This window comes from Micromonospora saelicesensis (genome assembly GCF_900091575.1).
Lineage (GTDB): Bacteria > Actinomycetota > Actinomycetes > Mycobacteriales > Micromonosporaceae > Micromonospora > Micromonospora saelicesensis.
On the sequence record NZ_FMCR01000002.1, the window covers coordinates 739785 to 758545 of the forward strand.

General features: G+C 69.8%; 14 protein-coding genes. 8 read left to right on the top strand and 6 right to left on the bottom strand.

Features of this window, described 5'->3' with window-relative positions; all coding sequences use genetic code 11:
* Positions 1-216 precede the first annotated feature (216 nt).
* From GA0070561_RS11300 to GA0070561_RS11315, 4 genes are read right to left on the bottom strand one after another with little or no spacing between them, the layout of a single operon-like run.
* Positions 217-2151: a Na+/H+ antiporter NhaA gene (locus GA0070561_RS11300; RefSeq protein ID WP_091399366.1), complete on the bottom strand. Its 1935-nt coding sequence runs from the start codon at positions 2149-2151 to the stop codon at positions 217-219.
* Positions 2152-2194: 43 nt separating this feature from the next.
* Entirely contained in the window at positions 2195-3697 is a 1503-nt protein-coding gene (locus tag GA0070561_RS11305) for a tripartite tricarboxylate transporter permease (protein WP_091399368.1), read from the bottom strand.
* A gap of 20 nt (positions 3698-3717) precedes the next feature.
* Entirely contained in the window at positions 3718-4179 is a 462-nt protein-coding gene (locus GA0070561_RS11310) for a tripartite tricarboxylate transporter TctB family protein (protein ID WP_091399371.1), read from the bottom strand.
* A gap of 1 nt (position 4180) precedes the next feature.
* Positions 4181-5203, bottom strand: a complete 1023-nt coding sequence (locus tag GA0070561_RS11315) for a tripartite tricarboxylate transporter substrate-binding protein (RefSeq protein WP_208603735.1) — start codon at positions 5201-5203, stop codon at positions 4181-4183.
* Between the two features lie 144 nt (positions 5204-5347).
* Between GA0070561_RS11315 and GA0070561_RS11320 the strand changes: the two genes are divergently transcribed.
* A complete protein-coding gene (locus tag GA0070561_RS11320; RefSeq protein ID WP_091399376.1) occupies positions 5348-6031 on the top strand; it encodes a response regulator transcription factor in 684 nt (227 codons plus the stop codon).
* Between the two features lie 4 nt (positions 6032-6035).
* Positions 6036-7451 (top strand): sensor histidine kinase, encoded by a 1416-nt coding sequence (locus GA0070561_RS11325; RefSeq protein WP_091399379.1) that lies wholly within the window; start codon positions 6036-6038, stop codon positions 7449-7451.
* A gap of 12 nt (positions 7452-7463) precedes the next feature.
* Here GA0070561_RS11325 and GA0070561_RS11330 read toward each other — a convergent pair whose 3' ends face one another.
* Positions 7464-8408 carry a TAXI family TRAP transporter solute-binding subunit gene (locus tag GA0070561_RS11330; protein WP_091399382.1) on the bottom strand — a complete coding sequence of 315 codons (945 nt, stop codon included), beginning with the start codon at positions 8406-8408 and terminating at the stop codon, positions 7464-7466.
* A gap of 181 nt (positions 8409-8589) precedes the next feature.
* Here GA0070561_RS11330 and GA0070561_RS11335 point away from each other — a divergent pair, with 181 nt between their 5' ends.
* The 6 genes from GA0070561_RS11335 to GA0070561_RS11360 all read left to right on the top strand — a co-directional run bounded on the left by GA0070561_RS11335 (position 8590) and on the right by GA0070561_RS11360 (position 12360).
* Positions 8590-9033 (top strand): YbaB/EbfC family DNA-binding protein, encoded by a 444-nt coding sequence (locus GA0070561_RS11335; protein ID WP_244166156.1) that lies wholly within the window; start codon positions 8590-8592, stop codon positions 9031-9033.
* A complete protein-coding gene (locus GA0070561_RS11340; protein WP_091399387.1) occupies positions 9020-9364 on the top strand; it encodes a type VII secretion target in 345 nt (114 codons plus the stop codon). Before GA0070561_RS11335 ends, GA0070561_RS11340 begins: the two co-directional genes overlap by 14 nt.
* Positions 9361-10506 carry a WXG100 family type VII secretion target gene (locus GA0070561_RS11345; protein WP_244166157.1) on the top strand — a complete coding sequence of 382 codons (1146 nt, stop codon included), beginning with the start codon at positions 9361-9363 and terminating at the stop codon, positions 10504-10506. The genes GA0070561_RS11340 and GA0070561_RS11345 overlap by 4 nt, the downstream gene beginning before the upstream one ends.
* Positions 10506-10790: a hypothetical protein gene (locus GA0070561_RS11350; RefSeq protein WP_091400180.1), complete on the top strand. Its 285-nt coding sequence runs from the start codon at positions 10506-10508 to the stop codon at positions 10788-10790. The genes GA0070561_RS11345 and GA0070561_RS11350 overlap by 1 nt, the downstream gene beginning before the upstream one ends.
* Positions 10791-11546: 756 nt before the next feature.
* Positions 11547-12026: a PASTA domain-containing protein gene (locus GA0070561_RS11355; RefSeq protein WP_091399389.1), complete on the top strand. Its 480-nt coding sequence runs from the start codon at positions 11547-11549 to the stop codon at positions 12024-12026.
* 124 nt (positions 12027-12150) lie between these two features.
* A complete protein-coding gene (locus GA0070561_RS11360) occupies positions 12151-12360 on the top strand; it encodes an NINE protein (RefSeq protein WP_244166158.1) in 210 nt (69 codons plus the stop codon).
* 351 nt (positions 12361-12711) lie between these two features.
* On the opposite strand, the gene GA0070561_RS11365 is transcribed toward GA0070561_RS11360, so the two are convergent.
* Complete coding sequence (locus GA0070561_RS11365) at positions 12712-18699, bottom strand: DUF4011 domain-containing protein (protein WP_091399396.1); 5988 nt, start codon at positions 18697-18699, stop codon at positions 12712-12714.
* Between the last annotated feature and the right edge of the window lie 62 nt (positions 18700-18761).

Sequence of the window (18761 nt, forward strand, 5' to 3'; positions counted from 1 at the left end):
CCACGCTCCTGGCCGGCGATGCGGCAACAACCCATGCTGTCCACGCGCCGCCTGGGCGGTGATGTCGTCAACGATTCAGCTCCAAAGGCAGCGACCGCCACATCCTCCACCCGCGCGGCAGCACCCGGCAGCTGCCGAACGGACCCGAAGGCTCGTCGGTGACCCCCTCCGTACCCGTTGACCACCGGGCCGGGTGGCGACCACGCGCCCGCGCGATCAGCTCGCCGGGCCGGTCTCCCGGCGGCCGGGATCCCGATGGTGGTACTCGGGGCGGAGCTTCGCGCTCGCGAACGCCGACTTCACCGCCGCCGAGAGCGCGGCGATGTCGTACGCGCCGTGGTGCCGCCGGCCGTTGATGAAGAAGGTCGGGGTGCCGGTGACGCCGCTGAGGTCGGCGGAGTCGACGTCCTCGGCGATCCGGTCCACGCCCATCCGCTTCACCATGTGTTCCCGGAACCCGTCCAGGTCCAGGCCGAGCTGTTCGGCGTAACCGAGCAGGTCAGTGGGGTTGAGAGCGTCCTGGTGGGCGAGCAGCAGGTCGTGCATCTCCCAGAACGCGCCCTGCTCCCCCGCTGCCTCGGCCGCCTCGGCGGCGAGCTGGGCATGGGGGTGGACGTCGGTGAGCGGCAGGTGCCGCCAGACGTACCGGATGTTGGCGAAGTCCGCCAGCAGCTCCCGGACCACCGGCTCGGCCTGCCCGCAGTAGGGGCACTCGAAGTCGCCGTACTCCACCACCGTCACCGGGGCCTCAAGCGACCCGCGCAGGTGGTCACGATCCGCGTCGACCGGCAGCATCAGGTCGACGATCCCCTCGGCGACGCCCAGCAGCGCGCGGGTCCGCCGCGCCGGCGAGAGCCGTCTGACGGAGCGGAACACCAGCCAGGTGACGACTGACGCGCCGAGCGTCGCCACGAGGATGCCGAACTTCGCCTCGTCCAGGGCCGGGCCGCTCAGGGCATGGGTGGCGATCAGGAGCGCGACGGTGAAGCCGATGCCAGAGATCGTGCCGACCCCCGCGACGGCAACCCAACCGACGGGCGGCCGGAACCGGTTGCCGCTGAGCCGGGTCACCAACCATGCGGTGACCACGATCCCGGCGGGCTTGCCGACGACGTACGCGACCACGACCCCCAGGGTGACCGGAGAGGTCACGGCCCGGGCCAGCAGGTCGCCGTCGATCACGATGCCGACGTTGGCCAGCGCGAACAGTGGCACCACCACGTAGCTCGCCAACGGGTGGTAGAGCGTCTGCAACCGTTCGTTGGGCGACAGCGCCGAGGTGAGCCCGGCCCGGGCCATCCGGGCGAGTTGCGGGGTGGGCTGTTCCCGAAAGAGGCGGAACTGATCGCTGGCCCGCTGTAGATCGCTGCGGCCGGGAGCGTAGGCGTAGGTCAGCAACCCCATCACCAGGCCCACGGCGACCGGGTCGACACCGGACATCGAGACGGCGAGCCAGGCCCCCACCCCGAGCAGCGCGTAGACCGGCCCGAACCGCACCCCGAAGCCCCGGACGAGCAGGACGACGCCGAAGATCGCCGCCGCGACGATCAGCGCCGTCAGCGAGGGGTGGTGCGGGTACGCGATGGCCAGCACCGCGATCGCCACCACGTCGTCGACGACTGCGACGGTCAGCAGGAAACCACGCAGCCGTTCCGAGAAGCGTGGCCCGAAGACGGCCAGCGCTCCGAGTGCGAGCGCCGTGTCGGTGGCCATCACCGCACCCCAGCCCGCCGCGGTGGTGTGCCCGGCGTTGATGGCGAGGTAGATCGCGATCGGCACGAGCATGCCGCCGACCCCGGCCAGCATCGGCAACGCCAGGCGACGCCGCTCCCGCAACTCGCCGATGTCGAACTCGCGGCGCAACTCCAGCCCCGCGACCAGGAAGAAGAACGTCATCAGGCCGCTGTTGATCCAGAAACGGACGTCATGTGACACCCGCCAGTCGCCGAGCTGGATCGAGAATGAGGTCTCCCAGACCGACTCGTACGACGACACGTGCAGGTTCGCCCAGACCAGAGCCACCACCGCGGCGATCAGCACCACCCGCGCGCCGCCGGTCTCGGTACGCAGGAACGCGCGCAGCGGAGCGTTGAACCGCCTGTCCCAGACGGTCCGGCTGGTCCAGCCCCGGGGCGTGTTGTCGCTGGTCACGGGAACAATCTTCGTCGACCTGACCGTCACGTGGTCCGGATTGCTACTCCTCCGCGAAGACGACAGCGCGGCGCCGGCGGATCGACGGGAGGACGGCGGCGACGAGCGCGACGACGGCCAGGACCAGCAGCGCGGCGGAGATCGGCCGGGTCACGAAGACCGACGGGTCGCCACGGGAGATGATGAGCGCGCGGCGCAGGTTCTCCTCCAGCAGCGGCCCGAGGACGAAGCCGAGCAGCAGGGGCGCCGGCTCGCAGCCGCACTTGATCAGGACGTAGCCCAGGATCCCGAAGAACGCGATGGCGTAGACGTCGTACGCGTTGAAGTTCAGCGAGTAGGTGCCGATCGCCGCGAACAGGATGATCATCGGGAAGAGCACCTGGTACGGGATGCGCAGCATGCGCACCCAGAGGCCGATCAGCGGCAGGTTCAGCAGCAGCAGGAGCACGTTGCCGATCCACATCGACGCGATCAGGCCCCAGAACAGCGCCGGCTCGTCGTTGATGACGTTCGGGCCCGGGGTGATGCCGTGAACGATGAACGCGCCGATCATCAGCGCCATCACCGGGTGGGCGGGCAGGCCCAGGGTGAGCAGCGGAATGAACGACGTCTGCGCGGCGGCGTTGTTCGCCGACTCGGGGCCGGCGACGCCCTCGATCGCGCCCCGCCCGAACTCCTGCGGCCGCTTCGAGATGCGCTTCTCGACCGCGTACGAGGTGAACGAGGCGAGCACGTGGCCGCCGCCGGGCAGCACACCGAGCGCGGCGCCGAGACCGGTGCCCCGCAGGATCGGGGCGACGATCCGACGCCGGTCCTCCCGGGTCGGCCAGAGGTTGGTCACCTTGCTGACGATCGCCGTACGGGTCTGCTCGTTCTCCAGGTTGCGCAGGATCTCGGCCACCCCGAACAGGCCCACGGCGACCGACACGAAGTCGATGCCGCCGTACAGCTCGCGCTGCTCGAACACGAAGCGGGGCGTACCGGTGTAGATGTCCTGGCCGACAGTGCCGAGCAGCACGCCGAGCGCGATCATCGCCAGTGCCTTGAGCGCCGTGCCCCGCGCCAGCGCGATCGACACGAGCAGGCCGAACAGCACGAGTGAGAAGTAGTCGGCCGGGCCGAACTTCAACGCGACACTGGCCAGGGGTGGGGCCGCGGCGGCCAGCGCCACGGTGGCGACCGTACCCGCGACGAAGGACCCGATCGCCGCGGCCGCCAGGGCGGGGCCGGCCCGGCCCTGGCGGGCCATCTCGTGCCCGTCCAGCGCGGTGACCGCCGCGGACGACTCACCGGGCAGGTTGATCAGGATGGCGGTCGTCGAGCCGCCGTACTGTGCCCCGTAGTAGATGCCGGCCAGCATGATCAGCGCGGTGACCGGCTCGAAGCTGAACGTGATCGGCAGCAGCATCGCCACCGTGGCCGTGGGCCCGATGCCGGGCAGCACGCCGACCGCGGTCCCGAGCAGCACTCCCACGAAGCAGTAGAGGACGTTCTGGACCAGCAGGGCCGTCGAGAAGCCCAGCGCGAGGTTGTCGAGGAGTTCCATGCCTCAATCCGGTTGCCGCGTCAGAGGCCCAGCCAGGGGCCCCACAGCGGGATCCGCAGCTGAAGTCCGACGACGAAGATGAGCGTGCTGGCCACTGTCAGCCCGGCGGCCACTGCCACCGCCGTGAGCAGCCGTACGCGTGCGCTGGCCAGGGTGGTGAGCAGTGCGGTCACCGCCGTCGTCGGTACGAACCCGAGTCGCCGGATGGTGAACCCGAAGAACAGGACCGCGAGCACGATGACGGCGACCGCCCGCCATGGGATCGGCCCGAACGAGATCACCTCACCGGCGATGAGGCCCTTGCCGGCGATCGCCAGGCCCAGGGCGACCACGGCCACACCGACCAGCAGCGGGAAGGCGCCCGGGCCCATCCGTGTCGGGGTGCCCAGCTCGTAGCCGAGCGCCCCCACCACGAATGCGCCACCGATCAGGACGAAGATCCCCCCGGCGAGGACGTCCGGGAACGACCGACGGCGCTCCACCTCAGGAGACCTTGACCCCGGAGTCGGCAATGATCTTCGCCCAGGTGCCGAGCTGCTCGTCGAGCTTCGCCCGGTGCGCCTCCGGGGTCGCGTCTTGGGCCGGGACCGGCGCGGTGCCCAGCTTGGCCATCTGGTCGATGACCCCCTGGTCGGCCAGCGCCACCTTCAACGCCTCGGAGAGCTTCTGGACGATCTCCGGCGGCGTGTCGGCCGGAACGTAGAGACCGTGCCACACGCTGACCTTCAGCTGCGGCAACCCGGCCTCGGTGGTGGTGGGCAGGTCGGGAAGGCTCTTCACCCGCTCGGGCGTGGTGACCGCGTACGCCTTCACCTTTCCCGCGGCGATCTGGCCGCTGGTGTTCGTCGTCTGGTCGCACATGAAGTCGACCTGCCCGCCGACGAGGTCGGTCAGCGCAGGACCGGTGCCCTGGTACGGGACCTCCTGGAGCTTCACACCGGTGGTGCTCTGGAACAGCAGACCGCACAGGTGCGACGCGGCGCCGATACCGGCGTTGGCCAGCGTGACCTTGTTGGCGTTCGCCTTCACGTGGGTCACCAGGTCCTGGAGTGTCGCTGGCGCGAAGTCCTTGCGGGCGACGATCGTCATCGGCACCTCGGTGACGAGCCCGACCGTCTCGAAGTCCTCCAGGGGCTTGTAGCCCAGGCTCTTGTAGAGGGCGGGCGCCGTCGACATGCCGATGTGGTGCATGAGCACTGTGTAGCCGTCGGGCTTGGCCCGCGCGACATCGCCGGCGCCGACCGTCCCGCCAGCACCCTCGACGTTCTGGACGACGATCTTGCCGCCGAGCTTCGCGGCCATCGGCCCGGCGATCATCCGGGTGACAGTGTCCGTCGGGCCACCCGCGCTGAACGGCACGACGATCGTGACGTTCGCGTCCGGGTAGTTCGCGGCGTCCCCTCCGCCGGCGGCACCCCCGTTACCCGAACAGGCGGCGGTGAGCGCGACGACACCGATCGCGGCGATCATCCGCGCAGTGGCCCGGTACCTGCTGGTCGTTCGCATACGGCGACCTCCCCATCAACGCATGGACATCCCTCGGCGCGTTAGTGGCCCCCAGTCTCGGCTGGTCGGGGCCCGGATGGTGTCAGAAAAATCCCAAGAACCGGGCCGGCACGAGCACCGATCCGGGCCGTACACTTCGCCGGTATGCGGATAACCGTCATCGAGGATGACGACCGCGTGGCGCGGGGTCTGGTGACCGTCCTGACCCAGGCGGGCTTCGAGGTTCACCGCGTCGCCACCGCCGCGGAAGCCGAGCGCGCCGCGCCGTCCGACGTGGTCCTCGTCGACCTGGGTCTGCCCGACGGCGACGGGCTCGACGTGATCCGCAAGCTGCGTGACCACCCGCAGACCGCCGTCATCGCGGTGACCGCGCGATCCGAGGAGCACGAGCGGGTCCGTGGCCTGCGCGCCGGCGCCGACGACTACATCGTCAAACCGTTCGGCATCCCCGAGTTACTCGCCCGGATCGACGCCGTCCTGCGGCGCACCCGGGCCGCTCGCGCCCTCGGCCAGGCCGACGAGCCACTCGTCCTCGGCCCGATGCGGATCGGCGTCGGCACCCGAGAGGTCACCGTCGACGGCGCGCTCGTGTCGTTGACCCGCAAGGAGTTCGAACTGCTCCTGCTCCTGGCCCGGCGGGCACCCAACGTGGTCAGCCGTGACGTCATCCTCGACCAGATCTGGGGCGCGTCCTGGGAGTCGTCGAGCCGCACCCTGGACACCCACATCGCGGCGCTACGGCACAAGCTGGGGCCGGACGTGGTCATCCGGACCGTCCACGGCGTCGGCTATCGGCTGCTGGCCGACCAGCCGGAGCTGATCGGCTGACCGCGTGCACCGCCGGCTGCTCGTCGTCCTGGTCCCCCTCGCCGTGCTGCTCGTCGCGGCGCTCGGAGTGCCGCTCAGCATCACCGTGGCCGAACGCGAGATGCAGGAGACCTACGTCAACCGTCTCAACGACGTCGGCCGGTTCGCCTCACTGGCCGAGACCGCGCTGTCGACCGGCCGCACCGAGGCGTTGCAGCAGGAGCTGACGCGGTACCACGAGCTCTACGGCATCCCGGTCGCGCTGATCGACACGTCGGGCGCGGTGCTGCTCGGGCCGGCCGACGCGTACCAGAAGGCGGCGCGCACCGAGGCGGCGTTGCCCCGGATCGTGACCGCAGCGCTTGCCGGCGCGCGCTCCGAACCGTCCTGGGAGTGGGCGCCGTGGGACGACTCCGCACTCGTCGTGGCGGAACCGGTCGGCCGGGACAGTGAGGTCGTCGGCGCCGTCGTGACCATCTCCGACCTGTCCCGCACGCGCGAGCTCATCCTCATACGCTGGGCCCGGCTGGCCGGGCTCGGGCTGCTGCCGTTGCTCGCGCTGACGGCCGTCGCCTGGCCGGTGTCGGCGTGGGTGCTGCGGCCGGTGCGCAAACTCGACGCGGCGACCTCGCGGATCTCCGAGGGCGACCTGACCATCCGCGCCGACGCCGAGGCCGGCCCGATCGAGCTGCGACGGCTGGCACGGTCGTTCAACACCATGATGGACGCCGTCGAGAACGCCGCCCAGCGCCAGCGCGCCTTCGTCTCCGACGCGTCACACCAGCTACGCAACCCGTTGACCAGCCTGAGGCTCGCCGTGGAGAGCCTCGCACCACACCTGCGGGCCGACGGCGACGGGCAGCAGGTGTACGACGTCGCCGTCGACGAGCTGAAGGCGATGCAGCGGATGCTGAACTCGCTGCAGGCCAGCGCGCGGATGGAGAGCCTCCGCACGGCGTCACCGGTGGACCTCGACGAGGTGCTGGCGACCCGGGTGGACCGGTGGCATGCCCTGACGGCCACGGCCGGGCAGACCCTGACTGTCGACGTACCCCCGGGGTTGCGGTTGTTGGAGCCACCGGGCGGCCTGGGAAGCATCCTGGACGAGCTGATCAGCAACGCGTTGCGGCTGTCCGACGCGCAGGCCGTCGAGGTGACCGCTGGCGCCGGCGACGGAGCCGTGGTCACTGTCGCCGTCCGCGACGACGGTCAGGGCATCGACGTGTCCGAGCGGGCCCAGGCGTTGCAACGGTTCTGGCGCTCACCTCGGCACCAGAACGTGTCCGGGACCGGCCTGGGCCTGGCGATCTGCGCAAACCTCATCGGGTCGGCCGGCGGTGAGCTGCGGCTGGAGGAAGGGCTGCCGCGTCCGGACGGCTCCGGGCACGGGCTCGCCGCGGTGGTGGTGTTGCCGGTGGCTCCCGCGTCCGCGCCGGTCTGACGACCGCCCGGGTCAGCGTTTGCGGTCGCGGAACCAGGCCGCCGCGCCCGGGTGGAGCGGGACCGACGCGGTGGAGATCCCGGTACGCACGTTGATCTGCCACGCCTCCGGAAGGTCCTCGGCGCCGTCGCGACCAGCGGAGGTGATCGCCCCGGTGTGCCGGAAGACCGTGTCGGTGATGGCGTAGACCAGGTCGTCAGGCAGGTCGTCGCGCGCGAGCAGCACGTTCGGTACGGCGACGGTGCGGGTGGCCGGGACGCCGGCGTAGGCGGCCGCGTGGATCATCGCCGGGGCGTAGGGCCCTGGGTACGCCGTGAAGAGCCCGTCCGCCTGCGCGTCCAACGGAATCAACCGGATCGGATGCCGCTGCGCCAGCTCGGTGATGGCGGGCGTCGGGACGCCGGTCAGTGAGAACATCGCGTCGATAGTGCCGTCGCGCAGCGCCCCCGCCGACCCGGCCTGGCTGAGGTTCCAGCCGTCGGCTTTTAGCGGGCCGAGCTTCAGGACCCGCAACGACGTGAACTCCGTGCCCGAGTCGTGGGCACCGAGGGACACCCGCTTGCCCTCAATGTCTCGAAACTCGCCGATCGCCGAATCGGCCATGACCACAAGATGCAGATGACTGTCGTAGAGCCGGCAGATCGCCGACAGCCCTCCGGGCGCGCTGCCGTCGCTGATGATCAGCGCATCCAGGCTGGTCAGCCCCAGGTGCACCTCGCCGGCCCGCAGCATCCGGATGTTGTCGGTGGACGCCCCGCTCGGCACGGTGGTCACCGTGACACCCGGCACCTGCTCGGAGATGTGCTCGGCCAGCGCCCCGCCGATCCGCCGGTAGACCGCCCCCGCCGGCCCGGTCGCCAGTCGCAGCTGGACCTCGTCCACCTCAGGCCGCCGTGAACAGCCAACAAGCAGCCCGCTGCCAGCCAGCAACACCGCCCGCCGACTGAACCGCGTCATGCCGAGATGATACGGACGCCGCCCCCTGCTGCGCCGATCTTGCACTTTCGGTCGTCGAGATGCGGGACTCTGCGTCATTTGTCGCGACAGTAAGTGCAAGATCACGCAGAGGGGGTCCGGTCTTGTCGACCATCCTGAGGGGGGCATGCACGCAGCGCCACTGGTTGGTAGCGTGCCGGTGATGTCGGCGGTTGCCGCCGGCAGTGGTCCCCTGGGGAGGGTCGACGTGTGGGCGGACGACGCTGCGCTCGACGCGGCGGAGCGCCGGCTCGACGAGTGGGAATCGTCGCTCGCCGAGCGGGCTGAACGAGCCAAGACTCTGTCGGCGACGATGCGGGGTCTGACCGGCACCGCCCACAACGCCGATCGGACTGTCGACGTCACAGTCGACTCGACTGGCCTGCTGATCGACCTGCGGCTCGACGAACACATCCGGCAACAACCCGCCGCGCACACCGCTCGACAGATCCTGGAGACCACCACTGCCGCGCGGGCCGACCTGCTCCGGAAGGTCAGCAACGCAACCACGCAGTCATTGGGCGACGACGCGAGCGCCCAGGCCATCATCGACTCGTACCGCAGCCGGCTTCTCGCCGACCAGGGTTCAGACGATGCCCTCCGGTGACGGCATCCAGGTCGACCCGGACGACCTGACCGCCCACGCCGCACGCCTCGACCGCTGTGCCAGCAGCCTCGACACCGCCCAGCAGGCAGGCCAGCACGTCCGGTTGGGCACCGACGCCTACGGACAGCTCTGCGCGATGATGCCGGTGCTGCTCGACGGCCTGCAGCGAACCCTGGTCGACGGCATCGGCGCCGCCGCCGCGTCGGTGCGGGACACCGCCGGCAAGCTGCGGGGCGGAGCGGACCGCTACCGAAGCTCCGACGCCCATGCCAAACAGCTACTCGATGGCGTGCGGCAGCGCCAGCTCGATGAGGCGCGGCAGCGCCGGTGACGTCGAACCCCCTCGTCGCCGCCGCTGCGGACACCCCGCCCAGCGCCTGGGCGGGCGTGTGGATCTGCGAGGACATCGAACTCATCGCCCAGGGCGTCCGCAACGGCAGTTGGATCGACGGCAGCCTCGGCGTCGTGAGCGCCGGCCTGGACGCTCTCGCCTTCGTCTCCGACCCGGTCGGCGCCCTGCTCCAGTACGGGATCGCCTGGCTCATCGAACACGTCAAACCGCTCAGCGAGGCGCTGGACTGGCTCGCCGGCGACCCGGCACAGATCACCGCACACGCCCAGACCTGGCGCAACGTCGCCGGATCGCTACGCGACGACGCCGCCGAACTCGCTCGCGCCGTCCGCACCGACGTCGCCGGCTGGGGCGGCAGTGCCGGCCCCGCCTACCGCGCCTGGGCCAACGAACAGCGACAGGCCATCACCGGGCTCGCCCAGGGTGCCGACACCATGGCCGCGCTCACCGAAGGAGCCGCCGGCCTGGTGGCCGCCGTCCGGCTCCTGGTCCGCGACGCCATCGCCACCTGCGTGTCCCGCATCATCGTGTACGCGGGTGAACTCCTCATCACCGGCGGACTGGCCGCGCCGCTGGTCGTGGAGCAGGTCACGACGCTGGTGGCGTCGTGGGGGGCGCGGATCGCGCGGTTGTTGCGCGGATTGCTGGCCAGCCTGCGGCGGCTGATTCCGGAGATGCGCCGGCTCGGCGACCTCATTGAGAAACTCAAGCAGGCGCTGGGGCGACTCCCGCGTGCCGGGGCAGACCCGGGTGACCTCAGTCGGGTTCGCGGTCGAGGCGCTGGTCCCCGAATGCCGATGAACATGGAGGCGGTGACGACCATTGCTGCGAAGTACGGAATCGACATCTCCGACATTCGGCTCACGGTCAACAACCGGGTGTCTGGAGTGTGCGGACTGACGAAGCCCGACGGGTCGGTCATGCTCTGTCGAGAAGCCTTCCGCAGTGAGGAGGACCTTGCCCGTACGCTCGAGCATGAGCGGTTCCATGCCGCCGAACTCCGGCAAGGCCGCCCGTACCCTGCCACCCGTCATGAGATCGACGCATTCGAGGACCGGGCTTATGCGCATGAGGAACAGTGGTGGACCGACCATTCGGTCAGGCCCGAAGGAGCGCAGTGATGGCCACGTTCGATGAGTGGTTGACGGCGTACGACGTTGTCTACCGCGCTCTGCCGGCAACATCAGAGCTTGCCTGCCCGAACTGCGGGCACCCGACCCTGCGGATCGTCTTCACGGCACGGCCCGCAGCCGAGCATGGCTACGTCTCGTTCTGGTGCGACACCTGCCTTGAGGGGATCTACGTGTCCCGGGCCCCTATTCCAGTCGGGGTCACCGCTCGATCGACGGACGAACCGACCGAGAAACGCAACCGTGGCATCCCCGACTACCGCCTCGTGACGTAGAACCGGGTCACACCGGCGGAGGCGGCGGGAGAACGCACCGGCGTGGCCCTCGCGGAGCAGGCAGCGCCGGCCGCCGGGCAGCCGCAGATCGCAGAAGACCCCCAGCCGGAGTATGTGATGGCCCTCCCTGGAGACGGTGATTCCCCGGGCCGCCGGAGTCCGACCGACGCTAGGCGGCGCTCGAACCCGGCGCCACCGAGAGCACCGACCCGGACATCTACAACGAATCGTTGACAGGGCCTTCGGCAAGGTCGAATCAAACGACGTGATCAATTCGATGGCTGGACTGAGCTGCCAATCACGCCTGGGGCAAGGGCACTCGCAGCGGCGACAGCGGTCGCGAGTGCGTCGGGGCCGCCATCAACCTTCCCGGTATCGTCGCCGTCCGCGTTCAAAGCACGCCGCAGGACCGTGGCTCACCTTCACCGTTGGGAGATGGACCGATCTCATCGGGACGGTCATACGCGGGGGTAGTCGAATTTCAGCGGGCACCACTCGCTCGCAGAGTGAACATATCTCGAAAGCTCCGGCAGATAAGGGGCATAATCACCGCAATCACCCCTCAGTAGGCGTGACCAGCTACCGCCATTCCGCTCTGCCGCAACAACTCTATTTGATCCTTTTGTTTGGTCCACCTAGCGCACATTCGCCGCCGAACGGGCGGGCCTGACACCTGATCAGCGGCTAGCCAGAAGCGCGGGTGATCATGAGAATCGGCTAGTGAACTTTCCACAACAACCGTCTCCGCCTCCCGGCATGCCCGCCATGCCGAAGAAGGCAACCAACCCGTTCATTGTTGGCCTCGCCGCAGGCGCTGTCGCTCTAATCGTCGGCTGCTGCGGTGGTGTGGCTATCGGCCGAAGCATGGGCGAATCCGATCCTGAGCCTGCGGCAATCGCATCGATTCCCGCCGGCATTCCTCGGACGGACACCGCCCCGAGCGCACCGACCGCCGCGACGACGACCCCAGCCATCACCAGCACGCCGACCACCTCACCAACTAGTACCGTGCCGGCGACTATCACGATGCCCAACGTGGTAGGGAAAAACGCGGCCGTGGCCGCAGACCAACTCCGTAAGCTCGGATTCACCGAAGTGCAGTACGGGTCTCAAGACGAGAACGACACCGTTGTGCTGCTCGCTTCGAACTGGACCGTCACCAAGCAGTCGGCCAAGGCTGCGAGCAAGGTGCCCTCCGACACACTGATTGTGCTCACCTGCACGAAACAGCGTTGACGGAAAATGGCGGAACACCCGAGAGCGACGTCGTCCCAGCCGCGCCAATCACCATCAGTAGCATATGAGGAGCAATCAGTGTCTTAGCCCCACCCCTTCGCCGCACCTGCACACCGCACTTCCGGTGAGCCAGAAGGAAACCGGCCTCGCCTACCTCTTCTGGCTCTTCTTCGGATTCTTCGGTGGTCACCAGTTCTACCTTGGCAAGGTAGGGAGGGGCCTGCTCTATCTGTTCACCTTCGGCGTCCTCGGCCTGGGCACGCTGATCGATCTGTTCACGTTGCCGAGCCAGGTACGCCAGGTCAACACGCAGAGGGCTCTCGGGATCAGTTGACCTTCACACAACCAGAGGCGTAGTGGTTGGCTGCTGGCTGTGGTTCTATCGCGGATACGTCCTGTCACGGCGAAACCCGTGAGATTCCAATTCACGTCACGGCTTGCGCCGACCTAGGCGGCGCAGGCCGTGACCGGATCAGGGGGCGGACCCTCGGCCTCCCGTGCCCGCACAACCCGCCGCAGTTGCCGTACTCCACACTCGAAACCGTTTGATGATTTCGCCGACGTCAGAAAAGTTGCTGGGCGCCATCGCCACCGTACGGCGCGACTTCCGCAGCGAACGGGACAGCCCGCGCGATCGTCAGAGCAATGCTGGGATGAGCCGTCTGCCGTAACGACGGTGCGTATGTCATGCCAGGTTGAGGCGACCTTCCTGGTCGAAGCGGAGGCGACCGCTGGTCACGGCGACGTGCAACCCGTACCGGAGCAGCTTGTCGATCTTTTCGGTGCGTCGGCGGTAGCCGAGCCGTTCCAGGCCAGCGCGCAGCAGCCGCTCCTCGTCCATGCTCGGTACGTCCTGCAGCGCGTGCACGAGGGCGTTAGCCACCTCCTCGGGTGGCACCTCCTCGAACGCCCGGTCGTTGCTCGCCTGGGTGACCCGGTACCTGCGGTAGGTCTGCGGGTCAACGCCATCGGGCCAGGCGTACCGGCTCACGGTCGGGTGCGTGTACAGGCGGCGGGTGTCGACGAGCGACAGCACGGCGGTGCGCCGGTCCTCCCGGGTCCGGAGGAAGCCGAACCGCGCGAGGGCGAGGCGTGCGAGCCGGTGCTGCTCGATGGGCCCCTCAGAGGCGATGATTTCGCGGAGCGCGTTCCGCATCAGGTCGCGTATCCGCTGGTCGGTGGCCAGGAGGTCGAGGTCGGCCTGGTCTCCGAGCGAGGTTGGGACGTACGGAACGAAGGGGCTTGCCGTGATGGTGTCGGCGGCCGACGCGGCCGTGACCGGCACGGCGGTGGTAGCCGCGGCGAGTGCGGTGACGGGTGACGCCGATGCGCCTCGGATGGGCTCTTCTTCCACCGCGAGACGTGGCTGCGGCAACTCGGCGGTCGGCGCCGAGCGTGGCCGCTCCACGTCCGCTGCGGGGCGCGGCTGCGGCAGCTCGATGCTCTCTGGGACTGCCGACGACTCGGATGCGGGTTCGGCGGTCGTGGGGGCCTCGACTCGGATGACCGCTTCGTCGACCCGGTCGAGCAGCGCCGTCCGGTCGTGGATCCACGCCGGCAGCCAGAACCGCACGACCTCCGGCCAGCCCATGATCGAGCGGAGAAGCGTCGGTGCGGAGTCCCGGTCGGCCACCGTCGGGCGGGCGCTCCAGTCCGGTCCGTCGAGCATGACCGCCACCTGCCACCGCGGTGAGCCTGGTTTGCGTACGGCGATGTCCACAGTGAAGTCGGAGAGGCCGTGCGAGGTACGGACCTCGTGGCCGCGATCGCGCAGCGCCGCGGCCACCTCGTCGCGGATCCGACTGCGCCGCTCCGTGCGGTCGGTGGCGAGGTCGCCCAGGCGCTCCGCGCCGGCGGCGGCCATCTCGCAGTACGCCCGCAGGTGCTGCGTTCCCAGCGCTGACGTACGGGACAGGTCGATGTCGGACGGGTCGAACGACGAATAGAGGATGACCTGGCGGCGGGCGCGGGTGATGGCCACGTTGAGCCGCCGCTCGCCGCCGGCCTGGCTGAGCGGACCGAAGTTCAGCGGGAGCTGGCCAGTCTCCAGGTTGGTGGAGAAGGCCAGGGAGAACAGGACGACGTCCCGCTCGTCGCCCTGCACGTTCTCCAGGTTCTTCACGAAGATCGGCTCCGCGACCGCACCGGAGAGCTGCTCACGGATGATCGGGTCGGTGCTCTCCTCCAGCAGGTTGAGGATCAGATCCCGCTGCTGGATGTTGAAGGTGACCACGCCGACGGACTGGGTGGCGGTCGCCGGGTCGTGCAACCGCCGGGTGATGTCCGCGAGGATCGCCCGTGCCTCGACCTCGTTGGTGCGGGATCCGCCCCGGTCGTACTGGCCCTCGACGCGCCGCCAGCTGACGCCCGCCGAACTGGCGGCACCGGGCGACGGGAGGCTGGAGAGCTTGTTGTCGTAGTAGTAGCGGTTGGAGAAGGCGATGAGTGACTCGTCGTGACTGCGGTAGTGCCAGGAGAGCCACCGTTGCGGCAGTCCCGACTCGACGGCCTCGCTGAGAATGCTCTCCAGATCCTCCGGCACCGGGCCGTTGCCCTCGTCGACCTCGTCCACGCTGTGGCTGGCCTGCATGATGCTGCTCGGCGGCATCTGCCGGGAGTCGCCGACCACCACCACGGCGCTGCCCCGACCCATCGCGCCGATCGCCTCCGCCACGCGGATCTGCGAGGCCTCGTCGAAGATGACGAGGTCGAAACGTTGGCTGCCTGGCGCCAGGAAGTTCGCTGCGGACGCGGGGCTGACCAGCACGCACGGGGTCAGTGCGAGCACCGCGTCCGCGTACTGCTCGAACAGTTCCCGGAAGGACCGCCCGCCCCGCTTACGGCGGAGCTCCGCCGCGAAGTCAGCGAAGCGGCCCCGCCGGTCGGCCGGGCTGAAGGGGCGGCGCCGGACCAGCACCGACGGCAACTGCGTCGGCAGCGCGGAGCGCAGCTCACCGGCCGCCGCCTCGAATTGGCTGATCTGGTCGTCGTGCAGTTCCGGGTCGAAGTACTGCAGGCCGCCGGCCCGTACCCGCTCGGCGAGGGACGCCCTCGCGACTCCCCGCCGGTAGACCTCCTCGGCGAGATGCGCGGGCACCTCGGCGCGCAGCAGTTGGTCCCGATAGTCGGTGAGGTTGGCCGAGGCGAGCACGTCGGCGTGGGCCAGGACGGTCGCCCATCGGCGCAGTGGGAACAACTCCTCGGCCTGCAACTCGTGCAGCCAGGCCGCGCCGTCGCGCTGCCAGGCGTCGGTCCAGTGCGAACCGGCGGCCCACAGGGTCAGCTCGGCCTCACCGGAGCGCAACACCCCGTGCCAGGCCCGCCACCGCGAGGCGAACCGGTCGAGGAGCACCGCGCCGACATCGGTAAACCCGCCGTGAAACAGCTCCCAGGCCTGCGGATACCGGGCCAGAAGCGTCCGGCCGACCCGGGTCGCCTCGATCGCTTCGGTCAACCGCTCCTGAGCGTTGGGGTCCGTGGGCCGCCACTGCGACAGCCGCAGCCCGCCCACCGCCGCAAAATGCTGGTGGAGGGCCGCTGCCTGCGCCTGGGCGGCCACCAGCCGACCGGTGGCAACCTCCACCCGCTCGACGTCGAGCGTCGCACCGGCAACCAGGTGCACCGCCAGCCGATCCACAATGGCCTGCCGACGCTTGCGCTTACCGATCAGCTTCTTCGCCGCCTCCTGGGCCTCACCGTGCCAGGCGGTCAGCTCCGGTCGAGCAAACACGTCCGGCCGGAAGGTGGCCAGCTCACCGGCGAAGCCCTGCCGGAAGGCCGCCAGGTCCGCCTGGAGCCGAGCCACCGCCTCGTCCCACCGCCGGTCGCTGGCGTGCAGGGTGGTCTGCCGGTCCGGCAGCAGTCCGCGTACGGCGAGCCAGGCGCCCGCCTGCAGCTCGCTCACGGTCTCCGGGGCGGGCAGCGTCCGCAGCAACTCGACCAGGTGCGGGTGGGCGGCGAGGTCGGCACGGAGGCGTTCGAGCTCACCGGCGATCTCGGTGACTGCGGCGCCGTGCAACCCGTCGAGGGTGCGGCAGCCGCTGAGCGCCCACGGGTGCGCGGCCCGAAGTCGGGCCGATCGTGCGGCCGCCGGGAACTCCCGCACTGTCGCCTCGACCTGCGCGCGTGCCGGGGCGGGTGCGTGCAGGTACGCCACCGGAATTGGCGCGACCGGGCCGTCCCCGTACGCCAGGGTCTGCTCGTAGGCCGACCAGAGCGACATCCCGACGGGGTTGGTGGTGTGCACCTGGGCCGGGTACTCGGCCAGTGGGGCGAGCCGCGTCCGGTAGGCCGTCTCGACGGCTGTCCACGTGCCGTCGCCGCCCTGGTCGTACTGGTCGAGCGCGTCGCGCAGCTGCTGGCGGATCGCGTTGAGGGACTGCTTGCGCCCGTGCAGGTCGAGGGCGAACGGCCCGAGGCCGATCTGCTTGAGGCGGCGCTTGACCACCTCCAGGGCGGCCTGTTTCTCGGCGACGAACAGCACCGATCGGCCCGCGCTGACCGCCCGGGCGATCATGTTGGTGATGGTCTGGGACTTGCCGGTGCCCGGCGGGCCCTCCAGGACGAAGGAGTGGCCGCGCTCGGCGCGCACGATGGCCTGCATCTGCGACCCGTCGGCGGGGATGGGCAGGTGCAGGTCCGCCTCGTCGACAGCGATCTCGACGTCGTGCTCCGGGCGGGCGGGATCGTCGAACGTGGCGCCGGAGGACTCGACCAGGTGCCGGACGACCGGGTTCTCCATGAACCGGGGCCAGTGGTCGGTGAGGTCCCGCCACATCTGGAAGGTGGAGAACTGCAACAGTCGAAGGCTGGCGGTCTCGTCGATGCGGTAGTTGAGCCGGTTGTCGAGCAGCCCGGTGTTGATTGCGGCCAGGGTCTTGGCGATGTCGATGCCTCGCTCGTCGAGGACCGGTCGCTCCAGCTCCGGGATCCGCACACTGTGCTTGACCCGCAACCACTCGATCAGGCAGTAGTTCGGGCTGGCGACCTCCGTGCCGTCGATGACCATCGCGTACGGGCGACGGCCGCTGCCGCCCTCGATGCGCACCGGCAGGAGGAACAGCGGCGCGTACGCCTCTCCCCCGGTCGTCTTCGTGTGCACCAGGGTGCCGATGGTCAGGTAGAGGTAGTTGCTGCCGGTCTCCTGCTCCATCGTGCGCGCCTCACGCTGCAACGCGCGCATCGCCGTCTTGTAGCGGGCGTCGGTGACCGCGCCATAGACCCGCCGGTCGGTACGCAGCTCCCGGGTCAGGATCTCGGCGTCGAGGTCCTGCGCCCGACGTGCCCCGGCCAGCTCGTGGACGTGGCTGATGTCGTCCTGCGGGATGACCTGCACCTGGCGGCCGTCGTGGATGAGGTCGTCGAGCAGGGCCAGCGCACCCGCCGGCACGTGCAGGTCCAGGCCACGGCCACGCTTGGGCAGGTTGAGCAGCGGGTTACGCAGGCTCAGGTCGAGCAGCGACTTCTTCCACTGCTGGACGCGCGCCGGCGACCCGTCGGACTGCGCCGGCACCTCCTCGCCCTCGTCGGCGAACTGCCGCAGCTTCGCGGCGGCCACGCCGGGCGGAAGGTCGAGGGACGCTGTTATCTTCGCCGTTGCCTCGGGGTCGACCGCGGCGGGCGCGATCAGTTCGTCGGGCGACGGCAGCGGGCGGATCCCCGAGCGATGGGCCAGGTGCACGTCGACGACGCCCTGCATGCGTTCGCCGTCACCGCGGAAGTGGCCGAGCCCGACGCGTACCGCCTCGGTGAAGGTCGCCGACTGCGCGCCCGGCCCGATGCGGGTCAACTCGACCGGCACGGCCCGGCCCGAGTCGACCATTGAGATCAGCAGGTTGGTCTCGGTCACCGCGGCAGAGCCCAGCCGCTCCTCCTCCAGCAGGAAGCCACCGAAAGCGTGCCCCGCGCTGACGAAGATGAGGGGGTGCAGCCCCGCCGCCTCCAGACACGCGGCGTACGTGACGGACAGGTCGAGGCAGTTGCCGAGCCGCCCGTCGAGCACCGCCGCCGTCGTGCGCACCTTCTGGCCGGTGTTCTCGAAGGACGCCGGCAGGGTCTGGTAGGTGATCTCCATCTGGCGCAACGCCTCGTACACCGCGCCGGCGATCAGAGCCGCCCGCTCCGAACCCTCCTGATAACCCTGCAGCGAGCCGGAGCCGGTCCGCGCCAGCAGGAGCTGGGCGGCTGCCCGCAGAACCGCCTCCACCGCCCGGGTGTTCGGCTGCACGAAGGCCGCCAGGCTGTCGTACAGGGCAGGGCTGTTGAACCACTCGTTGTGCGCCAACACTCGTGACGGAGCGACCAGCCGCAGTGTCTGCGCCTGCGCCTCCACCCGGAGGGTGTAGTCGACCGGGAACGCCTCGTCGGTGCGATACAGCAGCACGCGGTCGGGCGTGAAGTCGCGGAAGTCGTCCCAGCTCGTGCTCGCCCCGGGCCGCAACGGCGCAGCGAGGGTACGCGTCCACGGCTCGGTCAGCGCGCCGTCCGGGCCCCGCAGTTCCAGCGTCAACGTGACATCGGTCAGCGGCACCGCACCTCGGTTGACGAGCGTGAGGTGACGTACCAACGGCACCCGGTTGTGCACCAGGGCGGCGTTGATCGCCGGCTGCACGATCAGCCCAACTTCGAGCTGGTCGTCGTCGGCGGTGAACTGCGCGAAGACGCTGTCGGACATGGGCGTTTCTCCAGGTGGGGAGACCGTGGACGGCCAGCCTAGCGGTCAACCGACCGGTGGAG